Annotated in this window: 14 protein-coding genes; all 14 read right to left on the bottom strand. The window is 66.7% G+C overall.

The annotated features are described in order from the left end of the window. Window positions 1-40: 40 nt before the first annotated feature. Window positions 41-1,450 carry an RsmB/NOP family class I SAM-dependent RNA methyltransferase gene (locus tag B9Y86_RS11590; protein ID WP_085486101.1) on the bottom strand — a complete coding sequence of 470 codons (1,410 nt, stop codon included), beginning with the start codon at window positions 1,448-1,450 and terminating at the stop codon, window positions 41-43. Further along, window positions 1,447-2,394, bottom strand: coding sequence for a methionyl-tRNA formyltransferase (gene fmt, locus B9Y86_RS11585; protein WP_085486099.1), 948 nt, complete (start codon window positions 2,392-2,394; stop codon window positions 1,447-1,449). Before fmt ends, B9Y86_RS11590 begins: the two co-directional genes overlap by 4 nt. Then, window positions 2,391-4,412 carry a primosomal protein N' family DNA-binding protein gene (locus B9Y86_RS11580; protein WP_085486377.1) on the bottom strand — a complete coding sequence of 674 codons (2,022 nt, stop codon included), beginning with the start codon at window positions 4,410-4,412 and terminating at the stop codon, window positions 2,391-2,393. The genes fmt and B9Y86_RS11580 overlap by 4 nt, the downstream gene beginning before the upstream one ends. Before the next feature lie 3 nt (window positions 4,413-4,415). Next, window positions 4,416-5,612 carry a methionine adenosyltransferase gene (gene metK, locus B9Y86_RS11575; RefSeq protein ID WP_085486098.1) on the bottom strand — a complete coding sequence of 399 codons (1,197 nt, stop codon included), beginning with the start codon at window positions 5,610-5,612 and terminating at the stop codon, window positions 4,416-4,418. Next, a complete protein-coding gene (coaBC, locus tag B9Y86_RS11570) occupies window positions 5,609-6,859 on the bottom strand; it encodes a bifunctional phosphopantothenoylcysteine decarboxylase/phosphopantothenate--cysteine ligase CoaBC (protein WP_085486375.1) in 1,251 nt (416 codons plus the stop codon). Before coaBC ends, metK begins: the two co-directional genes overlap by 4 nt. A 136-nt stretch (window positions 6,860-6,995) precedes the next feature. Continuing rightward, window positions 6,996-7,259, bottom strand: a complete 264-nt coding sequence (gene rpoZ / locus B9Y86_RS11565) for a DNA-directed RNA polymerase subunit omega (RefSeq protein ID WP_044438377.1) — start codon at window positions 7,257-7,259, stop codon at window positions 6,996-6,998. Window positions 7,260-7,389: 130 nt separating this feature from the next. Continuing rightward, window positions 7,390-8,271, bottom strand: coding sequence for a guanylate kinase (gmk, locus tag B9Y86_RS11560; RefSeq protein ID WP_085486096.1), 882 nt, complete (start codon window positions 8,269-8,271; stop codon window positions 7,390-7,392). After that, a complete protein-coding gene (gene pyrF, locus B9Y86_RS11555) occupies window positions 8,268-9,152 on the bottom strand; it encodes an orotidine-5'-phosphate decarboxylase (protein ID WP_085486094.1) in 885 nt (294 codons plus the stop codon). The genes gmk and pyrF overlap by 4 nt, the downstream gene beginning before the upstream one ends. Continuing rightward, window positions 9,149-12,442 (bottom strand): carbamoyl-phosphate synthase large subunit, encoded by a 3,294-nt coding sequence (carB, locus tag B9Y86_RS11550; protein WP_085486092.1) that lies wholly within the window; start codon window positions 12,440-12,442, stop codon window positions 9,149-9,151. The genes pyrF and carB overlap by 4 nt, the downstream gene beginning before the upstream one ends. Then, the gene (gene carA, locus B9Y86_RS11545) at window positions 12,442-13,623 is read right to left on the bottom strand and encodes a glutamine-hydrolyzing carbamoyl-phosphate synthase small subunit (protein ID WP_244894735.1); all 1,182 of its coding nucleotides are present in this window, start codon (window positions 13,621-13,623) and stop codon (window positions 12,442-12,444) included. The genes carB and carA overlap by 1 nt, the downstream gene beginning before the upstream one ends. Beyond that, window positions 13,620-14,168, bottom strand: a complete 549-nt coding sequence (locus B9Y86_RS11540) for a PH-like domain-containing protein (protein ID WP_085486090.1) — start codon at window positions 14,166-14,168, stop codon at window positions 13,620-13,622. The genes carA and B9Y86_RS11540 overlap by 4 nt, the downstream gene beginning before the upstream one ends. Beyond that, window positions 14,161-15,501, bottom strand: coding sequence for a dihydroorotase (locus B9Y86_RS11535; RefSeq protein ID WP_085486088.1), 1,341 nt, complete (start codon window positions 15,499-15,501; stop codon window positions 14,161-14,163). Before B9Y86_RS11535 ends, B9Y86_RS11540 begins: the two co-directional genes overlap by 8 nt. Further along, window positions 15,498-16,454 (bottom strand): aspartate carbamoyltransferase catalytic subunit, encoded by a 957-nt coding sequence (locus B9Y86_RS11530; RefSeq protein WP_085486086.1) that lies wholly within the window; start codon window positions 16,452-16,454, stop codon window positions 15,498-15,500. Before B9Y86_RS11530 ends, B9Y86_RS11535 begins: the two co-directional genes overlap by 4 nt. Further along, on the bottom strand, window positions 16,451-17,002 hold the full coding sequence (pyrR, locus tag B9Y86_RS11525; protein WP_085486084.1) for a bifunctional pyr operon transcriptional regulator/uracil phosphoribosyltransferase PyrR: 552 nt from the start codon (window positions 17,000-17,002) through the stop codon (window positions 16,451-16,453). Before pyrR ends, B9Y86_RS11530 begins: the two co-directional genes overlap by 4 nt. Window positions 17,003-17,021 lie beyond the last annotated feature (19 nt).

Below are 17,021 nucleotides of genomic sequence, written 5' to 3'. Positions count from 1 at the left end.
CTTATCCAGCGCGATGAGTCGTTCGAGGGCGGCTCACAGGCTAGGCGGCTTTGCGGAAGAGCGCGATGAACATGGCGTCGGTCGCGTCGATGTGCGGCCACAGCTGCACCTGCGCCGCATCCGACGCGCTCTCGGCATTCTCACCGGCGACCGCCGCGACGACCGATCGGGTGTCGAGGGCTGTGAGGCGCTCTCCCCACCGAGACAGGGCACCGGCCACCTGCCCACGCGTTTCGGCAACATGGGGCGAGCAGGTCACGTAGGCCAGGATGCCGCCCGGACGGAGGGCCTCGACGGCGGAGTCTATGAGCCGCTCCTGCAGCTGCACGAGATCGGCGACGTCGCGGGGGCTCTTTCGCCAGCGGGCTTCTGGCCGACGCCGGAGCGCGCCCAAGCCGGTGCATGGCGCGTCGACCAGGATGCGATCGAACGACTCCGGATGCAGGGCGCCGATGGTCGTGCCATCGAGCTGCAAGACCTCGGGAGGATCGTCGATGGCCTCCAGGGCGTTGCGCACCAGTTGGGCCCTGGCAGGCACGGGCTCGTTGGCGGTGAGAATGGCTCCACCCAATCGTGCCTCGGCCGCCAGCAGCGCTGACTTGCCACCGGGGCCGGCGCAGAGGTCGAGCCACCTCTCGCCGGGTGTGATCGACGCGGCGCGGCTGAGCGCGAGGGCCGCCAACTGCGACCCCTCGTCTTGCACTCTGACGGTGCCAGCGCGCACCTCGGCGATGTCGCTGGGATCTCCCCCGGTGGCCGAGAATCCGATGGGCGAACGGCGAGTGGCGCGCCCGGGGATGGTGATGTCGTCGCGATCGGCCAGGCCGGGGAGAGCGACGAGGCCGAGCCGCGGGGGCACGTTGTCGGCTTCGAGCAGGTCACGCAGCTCGTCTTCGACTGCGTCTGCCGTTACACCCGCTGCCGACAGCGAGCGGCGGAAGGCACGGATGATCCAGGTGGGGTGGGAGTATTCGGCGGCCAGTCTGGCGTCGTCGTCTTTGGCGTCAGCGATCACTCGGTCACGCCACTCCTCGGGTTCGCTGCGAGTGATGGTGCGGAGCACCCCGTTGACGAATCCGGTCGCGGAGCGGGAGCTCACCAGCCGCGCCAGTTCGACCGACTCGTTGACGGCGGCGTGACTCGCCGTACGCATTCCCAGAAGTTGGTGCGTCGCCAGCTCGAGCACGTCGAGAACGAGTGGGTCGATCTTCTCGACCGGCCGGCCGGCCGCCAGGGAGATGACCCTGTCGTAGTAGCCGCGCATGCGGAGGGTGCCGTATGTGAGCTCGGTGGCCAAGGCTGCGTCGTTGGTCTGCAGCTTCGCTCTCGCCAGCTTCGTGGGCAGAAGCAGATTGGCGTAAGCGTCGTCTTCTCGAACGGCGGTGATCACCTCGAGGGCGATACGCCTCGCCGGCTGAACGATCTGAGAGGAGCGGGGCCTGGAGTTCATGGTGTGTCGAATCTGTTCGTGGCGGGGATGTCTGCGAGGTGAGGCTGGCCTGCGCCGAGACCGCGCCACCAGTCGGTCGCCGACATCGGCTTCTTGCCGGCGGGGTGTACCTGGAGCAGTTCGATCGGCGTCGTGGCCGTGCCGATGAGGACTCTGCCGCCGTCGTTGTCGAGCGTGCCCGGGCTGAGCGCCGCCGTGTCATAGGCGGGCGCGGCCTGAAGGATCTTGAGCCTGAGGCCGTCGACGACCGTGAAGGCACCCGGCTCGGGCGTCGTGGCCCGGATGCGACGGAACGCGACATCGGCGGCCTCGGTCCAGTCGATGCGGGCGTGCTCGAGCGTGATCTTCGGTGCCAGCGTGACTTCACCGTGCTGGGGGGTCGATCGGGCTGTGCCTGCCTCGAGCTCGTCGACGACCTTCGCTGTGAGCGCCGCGCCCTCGTGGGAGAGGGCTTCGAGAAGGTGGCCCGAGGTCTCATGGGCGCCGATGGGTCGCGTCAGGCGGGCGAACTCCGGCCCGGCATCGAGCGCGGCGACCAGCTGAAAAACCGAAGCTCCCGCCTCGCTGTCGCCGCTCATGACCGACCACTGCACCGGTGCTGCTCCCCGCCAGCGAGGCAGCAGCGAGAAGTGCAGGTTGATCCAGCCGAGGCGTGGCGTCTCGAGCAGCGGGTTCCTCACGAGCCCTCCGTATGCGACGATCACGCCGAGGTCGGGCTGCAGATCGGCGACCTGCTTCGTGACGAGATCGTCGAGCCTGTTCGCGCGAATGGTGGGAATGCCGAGTTCGGACGCCCGAGACGCAACGGGAGACGGCGTCAGCACACGCTTGCGCCCCTGCGGCGCATCTTCACGGGTGATGACCGACACGATCTCGTGATGCGCGGCGAGAATGTCGAGGGTGGGCAGCGCTACGGCGGGAGTGCCGGCGAAGACGAGTTTCATTCCAGGATCTCCGTGTCGTCGAATCGAACCCTCAGCACAGGCGGAGGTCTGAAGCTGGTCTTGGTGCCGGTCGCCTTGCTCGTCTGACGCTTCGTTCGTCCGGTGGAATTGCGGATGATCGACGAGCGCAGGCTGCGGGCGACCTCGGCACCGAACGCGTAGTCGAATCGGATGGTGGCACGGACGAGGCCGTCGCCGGCGTCGACCGGACCGAGCACATCAATTGTCGCCGATTCGTGTCCCTCCACCGAATCGGGCAGCGACGAGATGGCCTGTTCGACGGTCTCGGGGCGCCCTGTGACCGTCGCCAGTCGCACCATGGGAGGAAACCTCAGCGTTCGTCTGTCGGGCAGTTCGGCCGCCGCGAAGCGATGCTGGCTCCAGGTGACCAGCGCGCGGGCCAATGCTCCCCCGACGCCGACGATGATAGTCGGCGCGCGCGGCGCCGCGAGGGCTATGGCGTTAGACCACCAGCGCAGGCAGTCCTCGGCCACGGTCAGGGACTCGCGGGCGAGCATGCGCTCGCCGTCGAGCAGCAGGATGGCACGGTAGCCGCCGGCGGCAATGGGCTCGGCGCCTCGTGTCGCGACGACGAGTGCCGGCCGGGCATCGACCGTGAGATGGGGCCTCTCGCCGTCTGAGACGATGACGCGGGTTCCGGGAAACGCGCGGCCAAGCTCCTCGGCGGTGCGGCCGGTGCCGGCCGTGACGAGGCGGATGCGCGTGGATTCGCAGTGTCGGCAGTGCCAGTCGGCGGCGATGGCCCCGCACAACTCGCACGACGGAGTCTGTCGGGCTCCTCCGATACGAAGGGTGCCTTCGCAGACGCGGCAGCGCGCGGGAGTGCGGCAGTCCTGGCACGCGAGTACCGGGGCGTATCCGGGTCGGGCGACCTGCACGAGAACGGGCCCGTCTTCGAGCGCGCGCCGTGCGGTATTCCAAGCGGTGGAGGGAATGCGGGCGTGCGCCGCGGCATCTGCGCCCGGTTGGTCTGCGGTGGGGATGACGTGCGGAAGCACAGCGGGATCAGGTGCGTGGGGCGCCACGTAGCCGATCTCGACCAGCCGCTCGAGCCAGGTGCTGCGGGAGTGTGAGGCGAACAGCAGTGCGCAGCCGGACTGCTCCTGGCGCACCAGCGCGACGTCGCGGGTGGACGCGTACGGACTCAGTGGCTCGTTGTGAAGGGGGTCGGCGTCGTCCCACACCGCGATCAGTCCGAGATTTTCTGCCGGCGCGTAGACGACGGAACGGTTGCCCACGATCACGCGTGGGGCGGCTTCGAGGCAGCGCAGGAATGCCCGATACCGGTCGGCGTTGGGCTGACGTGCATCGAGCTGCGAGATGCGATCGAGAGGCACGAGCGCGGAAAGGGCCTCGATGAGTTGTTGCTGGTCGCGGTAGTCGGGCACGGCGACGATGGCGCTGCGCCCTGAAGCGAGCGTGCGGGCAGCGGCCTCGGCCAGAGTGACGGCCCATCGTCCGACCCAGACTCCGGGAGAGACCTCGTGCACGGCCGGTATCGCTGCGAGGGCCACGCGACGGCCCGCGTCGAGAGCGGAGTCGATCACGCGCTCGCCGTAGCCGGTCACGGTCGGGTTCGCGCGGTACTCGACCGGCGTGCCCTCGGACTGCTGCTCGAGCTGCCAGACCTTCTCGACTCGAACCTGACGAGGAGGAATGGCCAGTCGCACGACGTCGCTCGCGCTGCCGGCCGCGCGCTCCGACACCCGCCGTGCGAGGTGCCACACGGCAGGCGTCAGTACGGGCACCGACGACGTGACCTCGTCGATCTCGCTGAGCGTTCCTGAATACTCGACCGCCTCTGTGGTCTCGACGATGTACCCGCGTGCAATGCGTCCTGCGGACCGAAGGGGAACCTTGACGCGGACACCGGGTTTGGCCTGCTCTCGCAAAGCGCTCGGCACGGCGTAGTCGAAGAGCCTGTCGAGCTGCGGAAGGGGCGATTCGAGCATCACCCGCGCGATGAGCAGCTGCTCCGGCGCGGCCTGCGCTGCCATCACCTAGATGCGTGCTGCGGCCTGCAGGTCTGCGACACGGTCGAGCTTCTCCCAGGTGAAATCGGGAAGCTCACGACCGAAGTGACCGTACGTGGCCGTCGCGCCGTAGATGGGGCGCAGCAGGTCGAGGTGCTGGATGATGGCCGCCGGGCGCAGATCGAAGACCGCATTGATCGCCTCGATGATGCGGTCGTCGGGAAGCTTTCCGGTTCCGAAGGTCTCGACGTACAGGCCGACGGGCGCCGCCTTGCCGATGGCGTATGCCACCTGCACTTCGAGTCTGTCGGCGAATCCGGCGGCGACGGCGTTCTTCGCGACCCATCGCATGGCATAGGCGGCCGAGCGGTCGACCTTGGAGGGGTCTTTGCCACTGAACGCTCCCCCGCCGTGACGCGAGGCACCTCCGTAGGTGTCGACGATGATCTTGCGGCCGGTGAGGCCGGCGTCGCCCTGAGGTCCGCCGACGACGAATCTGCCGGTGGGATTGATGAGGAAATCTGCGGAGCGGGAGTCGAGGTCGCTGTCTGCCAGCACAGGCTTGATGACGAGTTCTTCGATGTCGTGGAAGAGATCGGCGTTCGTCACCGATTCTGTGTGCTGGGTCGAGAGAACGACCGTCTCGATGGTCTTCGGCACGATGCCGTCGTAGCCGATGGTGACCTGGGTCTTGCCGTCGGGCCGCAGATAGCCGAGCTCGCCCGACTTGCGGACCTCGGCGAGACGCTCGGCTAGACGGTGTGCGAGCCAGATGGGCAGCGGCATGAGCTGGGGGGTCTCGGTGGTGGCGAAACCGAACATGATGCCCTGGTCGCCGGCACCCTGCAGATCGAACGGATCGGTGCGGGTCTCGCCCTGACGGTTCTCCCACGCATTGTCGACCCCGGCAGCGATCTCGGGCGACTGAGCACCGATCGAGACCGAGACCCCACAACTCGCCCCGTCGAATCCGACATCGCTCGAGGTGTAGCCGATCGACGAGACCTTGTCGCGCACGATCGTGGGAATGTCGACGTAGCCCGAGGTCGTGACCTCGCCGGCGACGTGCACGAGGCCCGTGGTCACGAGGGTCTCGACGGCGACGCGGCTCGCGGGGTCTACCTCGAGGAGCGCGTCGAGGATGCTGTCGGAGATCTGGTCGCAGATCTTGTCGGGGTGTCCTTCGGTGACGGACTCGGACGTGAAGAGGCGAAGGCTCGTCATGGTGCTCCAGGGAATTCTGATGGGGTGCGGTGCCTGTCTGCGAGCAGTCGCTCGGCCAGTACAGACAGGATCTCATCGGCCACCGACAGCTTGCTGCCCTGGGCCTCGATCACTATAGACCCGGCCCGGTCGAGGACCGTCACCGCGTTTCGTTGCGTGGCGAAACCCTCGTTCCAGCCGACCCGATTGACCACGAGGAAGTCGCAGCCCTTGCGTGCGATCTTCGCTCGCCCCAGTTCGAGGAGGGCCTCATCGGTCTCGGCCGTTTCGGCGGCGAAGCCCACGACGATCTGGTTGGCGGCGGCACGTGCGGCGACGCCGGCGAGAATATCCGGGTTCTTGACGAGCTCGAGAGTGAGCGTGTCGCCGACCGTCTCTTTCTTGATCTTGGCGTTCGAGACCGCCGCCGGTCTGTAGTCGGCCACAGCCGCCGCCATGATGATGGCGTCACTCTCGGGGGCGTGCTGCTCGACCGCCTCGGCCAGCTGGGCCGTGGTCTCGACTGAGACGACCGCGACACCCTCGGGAAGCGTCACCTCGACGTGCGCCGCGATCAGAGTCACGTGCGCGCCGCGTGAGGCGGCTGCCTGTGCAAGCGCCGCACCCTGCCGACCGCTCGACCGGTTGCCGATGAATCGCACGGGGTCGAGCGGCTCGCGGGTTCCACCGGCGGTGATCAGCAGACGCACCCCGTCGAGGTCGCGGCGGGACTCGGGGCGTGCGGCCTCTGCGACGGCCAGGGATGCGGCGACGATGTCGTCGACCTCGGCCATCCGACCGGCCCCGGAATCTGCGCCGGTGAGCTGGCCGCTCGTCGGTCCGACGAAGTGGATGCCGCGAGAGGCGAGAAGGGCGGCATTCGCCACGGTGGCCGCGTTCTGCCACATCTCGGTGTGCATCGCGGGCGCCACCACGATCGGCGCCTTCGAGGCGAGAACGGTGTTGCCGAGCAGATCGTCGGCGAGACCCGCCGCCATCTTGGCGAGCGAATTCGCCGTGGCAGGGGCGATGACGATGAGATCGGCGGACTGGCCGATCGACACATGCCGAACCTCGGCCACCGCCTCGTAGAGATCGGTGTGCACGACGTTGCGGGAGATCGCCTCGAGCGTCGGCTTTCCGACGAATCGTAGGGCGTGCTCCGTTGCGACGACCTGCACGTCGTGGCCCGCCAGTACGAATGCACGAACGACACCCACGGCCTTGTACGCCGCGATGCCACCCGTGATTCCCACCACGATGCGCAGTCGCTTCTGCGGGTGTGTCACGTCAGTCCTGCCCTCTCGTCATGCACAACTCTGCCGTTAACGAACGAATCCGCTCCCCGGCTGCACGGGCGCTGGCCCGACGACAGCCCGGGGAACGGACTTGCATTCGCTGCTGCTACTCGGTGGCCGCGATCGGCTTGACCGTGAGCTTGTCCTCGTTGATCTCGTGCATCGCGACCGAGAGGGGCTTGTCGTCGATCGTCGAGTCGACCAGCGGTCCGACGTTGTCGAAGAGGCTTCCCTCGTGCAGGTCGGCGTAGTAGTCGTTGATCTGTCGGGCGCGCTTGGATGCGAAGATCACGAGCGCGTACTTGGATTCAACCTTCGAGAGCAGTTCGTCGATGGGGGGATCGATGATTCCCTGTGCCCTGTTGACCATGGTGATACTCCTTGATTGGCCTCGCCGGCCGGATTGAGAAAAGATCGTGCGGTGATCGTGCGGGGTTCACCGTGCACAAGTAGACAAGTCTACCTCGAAGAAGCCGCCAATCTCTCGGATTGGCCGCTTATCACTTCATGAGCTCCACGACATCGCGTGCGGCAGTCTCGACATCGTTGTTGACGATGAGGTAGTCGAACTCGTTCTGAGCGGCCAATTCGATCTCGGCAGTTGCCAGTCGACGCTCCTGTTCCTCCGCCGTCTCGGTGCCCCGGCCCGTGAGCCGGCGCACGAGTTCCGCCCAGCTCGGCGGCAGCAGGAACACCAGTCGGGCCTCGGGCATCGCCTCGCGCACCTGACGCGCACCTTGGATGTCGATCTCGAGGAGCACGCTCTTTCCCTCGGCCAGCGCTTTGTCGATGGGTGCGCGCGGGGTGCCGTAGCGCGACGAGTTGTGCACGACGGCCCATTCGAGGAATTCGCCGGCCGCGATCATCCGGTCGAATTCGGCGTCGTCGACGAAGTAGTAGCTGACGCCGTCGATCTCCCCCGGTCTCGGGGCCCTGGTCGTCGCTGAGACCGAGAGCAACACGCCGGGCACGTTCTCGCGGATCCAGGTCGATACAGTTCCTTTGCCGACAGCCGTCGGGCCCGCGAGCACAACGAGTCGCGATGCGGTCTCATCGCCCGAGAAAGGCGCGCGCTTCTCGAGGTAGGCCCGCAGACGATCCCGTTGCAGCGCGCCCAATCCCCCGAGACGCTTACTGGGCGAGATCGAGAGGCGCTCGATGACCCGCTCGATTCGAACTCGACCGAGCCCCGGGATGCCCTGAAGCAGCTCGGTGACGCGCATGCCGGCCTCGAGGCTGTCTGGATGCTTCGAGGCGCGATCGAGCACGCCGGTCGCGCTGCGTCGCTGCTCGGTTACCGCCTTCTTGATGGCTGCGCGGGCACGGCGGGCGGCGATGGCCGCCCGGGATCCGGCCGCACGATCGACGTCGGGAACGGTCATGACAGGGCTCCGGCTAGTTGGGCCGCCTGGTCGGCGAGGGTGTCGCTGAGGGCGGACGGCCCAGCAGCGAGGGCGGATCTCGATGTGCTCACGACGATGCCGGCCGATAGCGGCCCGTAGATCGAGCGGATGTCGTCGAAGCGAGCACCCTGATGTCCGAACCCCGGTGCGAGCACGGGCATCATCGGGGCGGACTCGCCGAGCGAACGCGCGTCGACGCCGTAGTCGAGAAGGTTCTTCGTCGCACCGAGCACGACTCCGATGCTACCGAGTTCGCGGCCGTGTGCGTGGTCGGCGGCGGCGCGCGAACGGTTCCAATCGTCGATCTCTGTCGCGACAAGCCCCGCGACGGTCAACCCGAGTCGATCTCCGTTGTGCACCGTGGCGGTCTGAAGCGTCTGAGATTCTGGGTTCGACGTCGCGGCGAGCACGAATGCGCCCTTGCCGTGACGCTCCGCGAGATCGAAGACTCCGGCGAGAGCACCCGTTCCTGTATACGCCGCCAGGGTGACGGCGTCGGCTTCAAGCGGAGAGCCCGGCGTCAGCCAGGCGTCGCCGTACGCGTCGACGCTCGATCCGATGTCGCCGCGCTTCGCATCGGCGATCACGATCAGTCCAGCGGCGCGGGCGGCCGCGAGCACCTCTTCGAGCGCTGAGAAGCCGGCTGCTCCGAACACCTCGAAGAAAGCGATCTGCGGCTTGACGATGCCGATCGTGCCGCTCGCGGCATCGACCACCCTCAGCCCGAACTCGCGCAGCCCGGCCGGCGTGCGGGGCAGGCCCCAGGCATCCAAAAGGAAGCCGTGGGGATCGATGCCGACGCACAACGGGCCGTACTGTTCGATGCCGGCGTGCAGGCGCTGCCCGAACGTGCGCGTCACAGGCGCTCTGCCCTGGCGATCGCGTACTCCTGCAGGCTCGACACGTCGAAGCCCTCTCGGGTCGCCTCGAACGAGGCGACCGCCGCGCCCAGCTGAGCGATGGTCGTGAACAGCGGCTTGTCGGCAGCCACGGCCGCAGCCCGGATCTCGTATCCGTCTGCTCGTGCGCTCGACCCGCTGGGGGTGTTCACGACGATGTCGACCTCGTTGCGGTTGATGAGATCGACGACGGTCGGCTCATCGCCGCCGGTAGAGGCGCTGTCACTGAACTTGCGTACGATGCGGGCGGTGATGCCGTTACGGTTCAGGACTTCGGCGGTTCCGGCCGTCGCGAGGATGTCGAACCCCAACTCGAGCAGACGGAGGACGGGAAGCACGATGGCGCGCTTGTCTCGATCGGAGACGGAGACGAAGACCGTGCCGGAGGTCGGAAGACCGCCATACGCGGCCTCCTGGCTCTTGGCGAATGCGCGGGGGAAGTCGCGGTCGATTCCCATGACCTCGCCTGTCGAGCGCATCTCCGGGCCGAGCAGTGAGTCGACGATCAGCCCGTCCTTGGTGCGGAACCGCTTGAACGGCAGCACGGCCTCCTTGACGGCGATCGGCGAGTCCATCGGCACGATCGAACCGTCGACGACGGGCAGCAGGCCCTCGGCTTTCAGCTCGGCGATCGTGGAGCCCACCATGATGCGCGACGCGGCCTTGGCGAGCGGGATGCCCAGGGCCTTCGCCACGAACGGCACGGTGCGCGAGGCGCGCGGATTGGCCTCGAGAACATAGAGGATGCCCTGACCGATTGCGAACTGCACGTTGAGCAGGCCCCGCACGCCGATGCCCTCGGCGATGGCGAGCGTCGCGATGCGCACGCGGTCGATGACCTCGCGGCCGAGCGTGACCGGAGGAAGCGTGCAGCTCGAGTCGCCGGAGTGGATTCCCGCCTCCTCGATGTGCTCCATGATGCCGCCGATGTAGAGCTCGTGTCCGTCGTAGAGAGCGTCGACGTCGATCTCGATCGCGTCGTCGAGGAAGCGGTCGACGAGCAGCGGGTGTGCCGGATCGATGATGCCCTGACCTGCCATGCGCGAGAAGTAGTCCTCGAGCGAGGGCGAGTCGTAGACGATCTCCATGCCGCGGCCACCCAGCACGTACGAGGGGCGCACGAGAACCGGGTATCCGATGTCCTCTGCGATCGTGACGGCACCGGCGAAGTCGCTCGCCGTTCCGTTCTTCGGTGCGAGGAGATTCGCATCGTCGAGGATCTTCGAGAAGAGCCCGCGCTCTTCGGCGAGGTCGATGGCCTCGGGCGTGGTGCCGAGGATCGGGATACCCGCCGCCTTCAGGCCCTTGGCGAGCCCGAGGGCGGTCTGGCCACCGAGCTGCACGACGACACCGACGAGTTCGCCGGACTGGCTCTCGGCGTGAATGACCTCGAGCACATCCTCGAGCGTGAGCGGTTCGAAGTACAGCCGGTCGCTGGTGTCGTAGTCGGTCGACACTGTCTCGGGGTTGCAGTTGATCATGATCGTCTCGAAGCCCGCGTCGCTCAGGGCGAACGAGGCGTGCACGCACGAGTAGTCGAACTCGACTCCCTGCCCGATACGATTCGGGCCGGAACCCAGGATGACGACCTTGCGGCGATCGGACGGCTCGACCTCCGTCTCTAAGTCGTAGCTCGAGTAGTGATACGGCGTGAGCGCCGGGAACTCCCCCGCGCATGTGTCGACCGTCTTGAATACGGGACGCACGCCGAGGATGTGGCGGACCTCGCGCACCTCTTTCTCGCCGAAGCCGCGGAGGGCGGCGATCTGGGCGTCGGAGAATCCGTGCTCTTTCGCCAGGAGGAACATGTTCGTGTCGGCGTTCTCGCTCGACGCGATGGCCTCGGCTACCTCGTTGATGAGCACGATCTGGTCGATGAACCAGGGGTCGATCTTCGTGGCTTCGAAGGCCTCCTCGGCCGTCGCGCCGGCACGGAGCGCCTGCTGCACGGTCACGATGCGGCCGTCGGTCGGCACGCTGGCCAGGGCCAGCAGTTCGTCTTTGGATGCGTCGAGCGGCTCCCAATGGAACGACGAGCCGCGCTTCTCCAGCGACCGCAGAGCCTTCTGCAGCGCCTGAGTGTAATTGCGGCCGATGGCCATGGCCTCGCCGACCGACTTCATGGTCGTGGTCAGCGTGGTGTCTGCCGCGGGGAACTTCTCGAATGCGAACCGGGGAACCTTGACGACCACGTAGTCGAGCGTCGGCTCGAACGATGCGGGCGTCACCTTGGTGATGTCGTTCGGGATCTCGTCGAGGTGATAGCCGATCGCCAGTTTCGCGGCGATCTTGGCGATCGGGAATCCGGTGGCCTTCGATGCGAGCGCACTCGAGCGCGAGACGCGGGGATTCATCTCGATGACGATGACCCGACCGTTCGCGGGGTCGATGGCGAACTGGATATTGCAGCCACCCGTGTCGACGCCGACGGCCCGGATGATGTCGATGCCGATATTGCGCATGTTCTGGTACTCACGGTCGGTCAGCGTGAGTGCAGGAGCAACCGTGATCGAGTCGCCGGTGTGAACACCGACCGGGTCGACGTTCTCGATCGAGCACACGACGACCGTGTTGTCGGCCGTATCGCGCATGAGTTCGAGCTCGTACTCCTTCCACCCGAGGATCGACTCCTCGAGCAGCACCTCCGTGGTCGGGCTCTGGTGCAGGCCATCGCCGACGATGCGGCGAAGCTCTGCTTCGGTGTAGGCGAATCCGGAACCCAGTCCACCCATGGTGAACGAGGGGCGCACGACCAATGGGTAGCCGAGGTCGAGTGCGAATTCCACGGCCTCCTCTACCGTGTGTGCGATGTGGGAGCGGGCGACGTCGGCACCGGCATCCAGAACGAGCTGCTTGAAGATCTGGCGATCCTCGCCCTTGTTGATCGCCTCGAACGAGGCGCCGATGAGCTCGACGTCGTACTTCTCGAGAATGCCGTGCTTGTGCAGATCGATGGCCGCGTTCAATGCGGTCTGGCCACCCAAAGTCGGCAGAATCGCGTCGGGCTTCTCTTTCGCGATGATGGTCTCGATGACCTGCCAGGTGATGGGCTCGATATAGGTCGCGTCGGCGAAGTCCGGGTCGGTCATGATCGTTGCCGGATTCGAGTTCACGAGGATGACGCGCACGCCCTCCTCACGCAGAACGCGGCACGCCTGGGTTCCGGAGTAGTCGAATTCGCACGCCTGGCCGATGACGATCGGACCGGAGCCGATGACCAGGACACTCTTGATGTCTTCCCTGCGAGGCATTACTGGTTCTTTCCGTCGATGATGGAGTGGATGTCTGTCTGCGGCTCGCCCTTGTCGATCGCGAGCACCATGTCTCTGAAGCGATCGAACAGGTACATGGAGTCGTGCGGTCCTGCCGCGGCCTCCGGGTGGTACTGCACGCTGAACGCGTCGATGTCGAGGCAGCGGATGCCCTCCACCACGTTGTCGTTCAGGCTGAGGTGACTGACCTCGACGCGGCCGAAGCCCGCCGGGCTGTCGACGACGCCCTCGCGCGGCGCATCCACGGCGAAGCCATGGTTTTGGCTGGTGATCTCGACCCGCCCTGTGGTCTTGTCGAGCACGGGCTGATTGATGCCGCGGTGGCCGAAGGGAAGCTTGTAGGTGCCGAAACCGAGGGCGCGACCGAGGAGTTGGTTGCCGAAGCAGATGCCGAAGTACGGGATCTTCTCGGAGAGCACGTCGCGAAGCAGTTGCACATGGCGTTCGGATGCCTCCGGGTCGCCCGGGCCGTTCGAGTAGAAGAGGGCGCTCGGTGCGAGGGCCACCACCTCCTCTGTCGTCACCGATTCGGGCAGGACGATGACATCGAAGCCGCGCTGAGCGAGATAGCGGAGCGTCGAGGTCTTCACACCGAGGTCGAGTACGGCGACGCTTCCGATGCGCTCTCCGACCGCGTCGATCGTGTACCGCTCCGGGGTCGAGACCTCTTTCGAGAGATTGCGACCGGCCATGTCTTCTGCGTCGCGCACGATGGCGAGCTGCTCCGAGTCGCTCAGCGAGAAGTCGTCTCCCGAGAAGATTCCGGCGCGCATCGCGCCGAGGGAGCGGAGGTGTCTGGTGATCGCACGGGTGTCGACGCCGGAGATGCCGACGATGCCGCCGGAGACGAGGTCGTCGTCGAGGCTCCGGGTCGCACGGAAGTTCGAGACCATGCGAGAGGGATCGCGAACAACGTATCCCGCCACCCAGATCTTCGCCGACTCGAGGTCCTCGTCATTCGTGCCTGTGTTGCCGATGTGGGGTGCGGTCTGCAGAACGATCTGGCCGGCGTAGGAGGGGTCGCTGAGCGTCTCCTGGTATCCGGTCATGCCGGTGGCGAAGACCGCCTCTCCCAGGGTGCGTCCGCGGGCGCCGTAGGCGCGACCTGCGTAGCGTTTGCCGTCTTCGAGTACGAGCACGGCGGGTTCTGTTGAGATCACGCGAGGGATCCTTCCTGGTCGGGGTTGGCGGGGCCGTGAGACGGCGTAAGTGCGGTGATCGCCTCGATGAGGCGGGAACTCTGTTCGGGGTTCTCGATGCGGAAGAAGCTCTCGACATCGGCAGACGGTGTAGGAGATTCGGATTCGAGGATCCAGTCGAGGCGGACGAGGCCGCCCGCTTCTACGACCCTGTCGATCGTCCAGGTCGACGTACCGACCGAGCGGATGCGATCGGCGCCGACGAAGACCTGCGGCTCGCCGGTGACGGCGACGACGACGCCGGCGTCGAAGACGGAGACGGCTGCGCGCCCTCGGAATCCGAGACCGGGCAAGGTCACCCTGTCGAGTGGAGCGCCCGCGGTCGTCGTCGAGACGTAGAGTCCGGTGACGGCGACGCGGAGCTCGCCGAGCAGTTCGTCGGCCGGCACTGCCGCGGTCGACAGCGCCGATTGGCGGCGACCGCGTGCGCGCCAGCCGAGTGCCATCAGAATCAGGAGCCCGATGACTCCGACGATGATGATCGAACCGGGCAGGATCCTATCCACGGGCCACCCCCGCCGCCGCGGCCGCTGCGGCGACCTCTGATGCGCCCAGAACACTGCCATCGAGCACGGTCGGGTAGCCGCGGTGGAACGTGTGTCGTACCGATCCGGGAAGGGTCATGCCGAGATACGGCGAGTTGTGGCTTTTGCCCGCGAGCCTGTCGACCGTGAAGGTGCTCGACGAAGCGGGGTCGACGAACACGAGGTTGGCGCTCGCGCCGACCTCGAACGAGTGGCTGTGACCACCGAGCCTGCCGATGGCGGCCGGGGTCTGCGAGAGTACCCGAGCGACATCGGCCCAGCCGAACAGCCCCGTGTCGACCATTGCCGCCTGCACGACCGAGAGGGCGGATTCGAGGCCCACCATTCCGAATGACGCGTGGTCCCACTCGCAGTCCTTCGACTCCTCGGGGTGAGGCGCGTGGTCGGTCGCCACGATGTCGATGGTGCCGTCGACCAGACCCTCGCGGAGCGCGCGTACATCGTCGTCGCGGCGAAGCGGAGGGTTCACCTTGTATCGCGCGTCGTAGCTGCGGATCAGTTCTTCGGTGAGCAGCAGGTGATGCGGTGTGACCTCTGCTGTGACCTCGATGCCACGGGCCTTGGCCCAGCGCACGACATCGACCGAGCCTGCCGTCGAGAGGTGGCAGATGTGCAATCGGGCTCCGACGTGCTCGGCGAGCAGAACGTCGCGAGCGATGATCGACTCCTCAGCAACGGCCGGCCAACCCTTGAGACCGAGCTCGCTCGACAGGGCCCCCTCGTTCATCTGCGCGTTCTCGGTGAGTCGCGGATCCTGGGCGTGCTGGGCGACGACGCCGTCGAAGGTCTTGACATATTCCAGGGCGCGGCGCATCAGCAGAGAGTCGTGCACGCACTTGCCGTCGTCGGAGAAGACCCGAACCCCGGCCCGGGAGTTCGCCATCGCGCCGATCTCCGACAGGCGTTCGCCCCCGAGTCCTACGGTGACGGCGCCGATGGGGCGTACTGTCGCGTAGCCGGCCGCGTCGCCCAGTGCCTGCACCTGCTCCACGACGCCGGCCGTGTCGGAGACGGGCATCGTGTTCGCCATGGCGAAGACGGCGGTGAAGCCGCCCGCCGCTGCGGCCCGCGTTCCCGACAGCACCGTCTCGCTCTGCTCGAACCCGGGTTCGCGAAGGTGCGTGTGCAGGTCGACGAGACCCGGAAGCGCGACCAGACCCGCAGCATCCACGACTCGCGCGCCGGCTGGCGCGGAGAGCCCGGCCCCGCGTTCGGCGATCACCCCGTCTGCGATCAGGAGATCTGTCGTGGTTCCGTCGGGCAGCGTCGCCCCATTGATCAGGGTCGTTGTCATGATCTGGCCTCCCGGTCGCCGGACAGCAATGAGTACAACACGGCCATGCGGATCGACACCCCGTTCGCCACCTGCTCGATGACGGTGGACTGCGCCGAGTCGGCCGCTCGAGACGAGATCTCGAGTCCACGGTTCATGGGGCCGGGGTGCATGACAATGCTATCGGGGCGCAAGGCCAGCAGACGCTCGTCGTCGAGCCCCCACTGGCGCGAATACTCGCGGGTCGTGGGAAAGAATGCGGCGTTCATGCGTTCCTGCTGGATGCGCAGCATCATCATGACATCGGGCTGCACCTCGGCGAGGGCCGCGTCGAGGTCGTACCGGATGTCCGCCGGCCACGTCGACGCTCCGACAGGGACAAGCGTGGCCGGAGCGACGAAGGTGACGTGAGCGCCGAGGGTCTCGAGCAGCCAGAGATTCGAACGCGCGACCCTGGAGTGCAGAACGTCTCCGACGATCATCACGCTCACGCCATCGAGGTCCCGGCCGCGAGCGGCATCGCCGTGGATGCGCCGCCTCATCGTGAAGGCGTCGAGCAGGGCCTGGGTCGGATGCTCGTGGGTTCCGTCGCCCGCGTTGACCACGCCGGCGTCGATCCAGCCGCTCTGCGCGAGCACCTGGGGGGCGCCCGAGGCGGAGTGTCGGATGACGACGCCGTCGGCTCCCATCGCCGCGAGGGTCTGCGCGGTGTCTTTCAGACTCTCGCCCTTCGACACGCTCGACCCCTTGGCTGAGAAGTTGATGACATCTGCCGAGAGGCGCTTTGCCGCCACCTCGAACGAGGTGCGGGTGCGGGTCGAGTCCTCGAAGAAGAGGTTGACGACGGTCTTGCCACGCAGGGTGGGAAGCTTCTTGACTTCGCGGTTCTGCACCTCGCTCATATCTTCTGCGATATCGAGCAGGCCGATCGCGTCATCTCTCAGCAGGTCTCGGGTCGAGAGCAGGTGCCTCATGCGCCGGCTCCGATCGCCAGGTCGATGCTGACTTCTTCGATGCCGTCGATCTCGTCGAGACGCACGTTGATGCGCTCGTCGGTGGAGCTGGGCAGATTCTTGCCCACGAAGTCGGCTCTGATGGGCAGCTCGCGATGTCCCCGGTCTACGAGAACCGCGAGGCGCACTGCGCGAGGCCGACCCAGATCACCGATGGCGTCGAGTGCGGCGCGGATGGTGCGTCCGGAGTACAGGACGTCGTCGACGAGGACGACGGTCTTCCCATCGATTCCGCCGTCGGGAACGCGAGTGCGTTGCGGGGCCCGGGTCGGATGGTGCGCGAGGTCGTCGCGGTACATGGTCACGTCGAGCGAACCGACGAGATCGACCGGCGCTGCGGCCTCGATCTGGCGGATCTGCGCACCGATCCTCTCCGCGAGGATCACTCCGCGGGTGGGAATCCCCAGGATCACGAGATCGTCGGCCCCCCGGTTGGACTCGAGGATCTCGTGGGAGATCCGAGTCAACGCGCGGGTGATGTCAGAGTTCTGCAGCACTATTCGAGCCACGAGCCTGACCTCCTTCCCC

It is taken from the genome of Agreia pratensis (genome assembly GCF_900177685.1).
In the GTDB taxonomy this organism is placed as follows: domain Bacteria; phylum Actinomycetota; class Actinomycetes; order Actinomycetales; family Microbacteriaceae; genus Agreia; species Agreia pratensis.
Note: the sequence above shows the minus strand (reverse complement) of the source record. Positions and strands in the feature narration are given on the sequence as shown.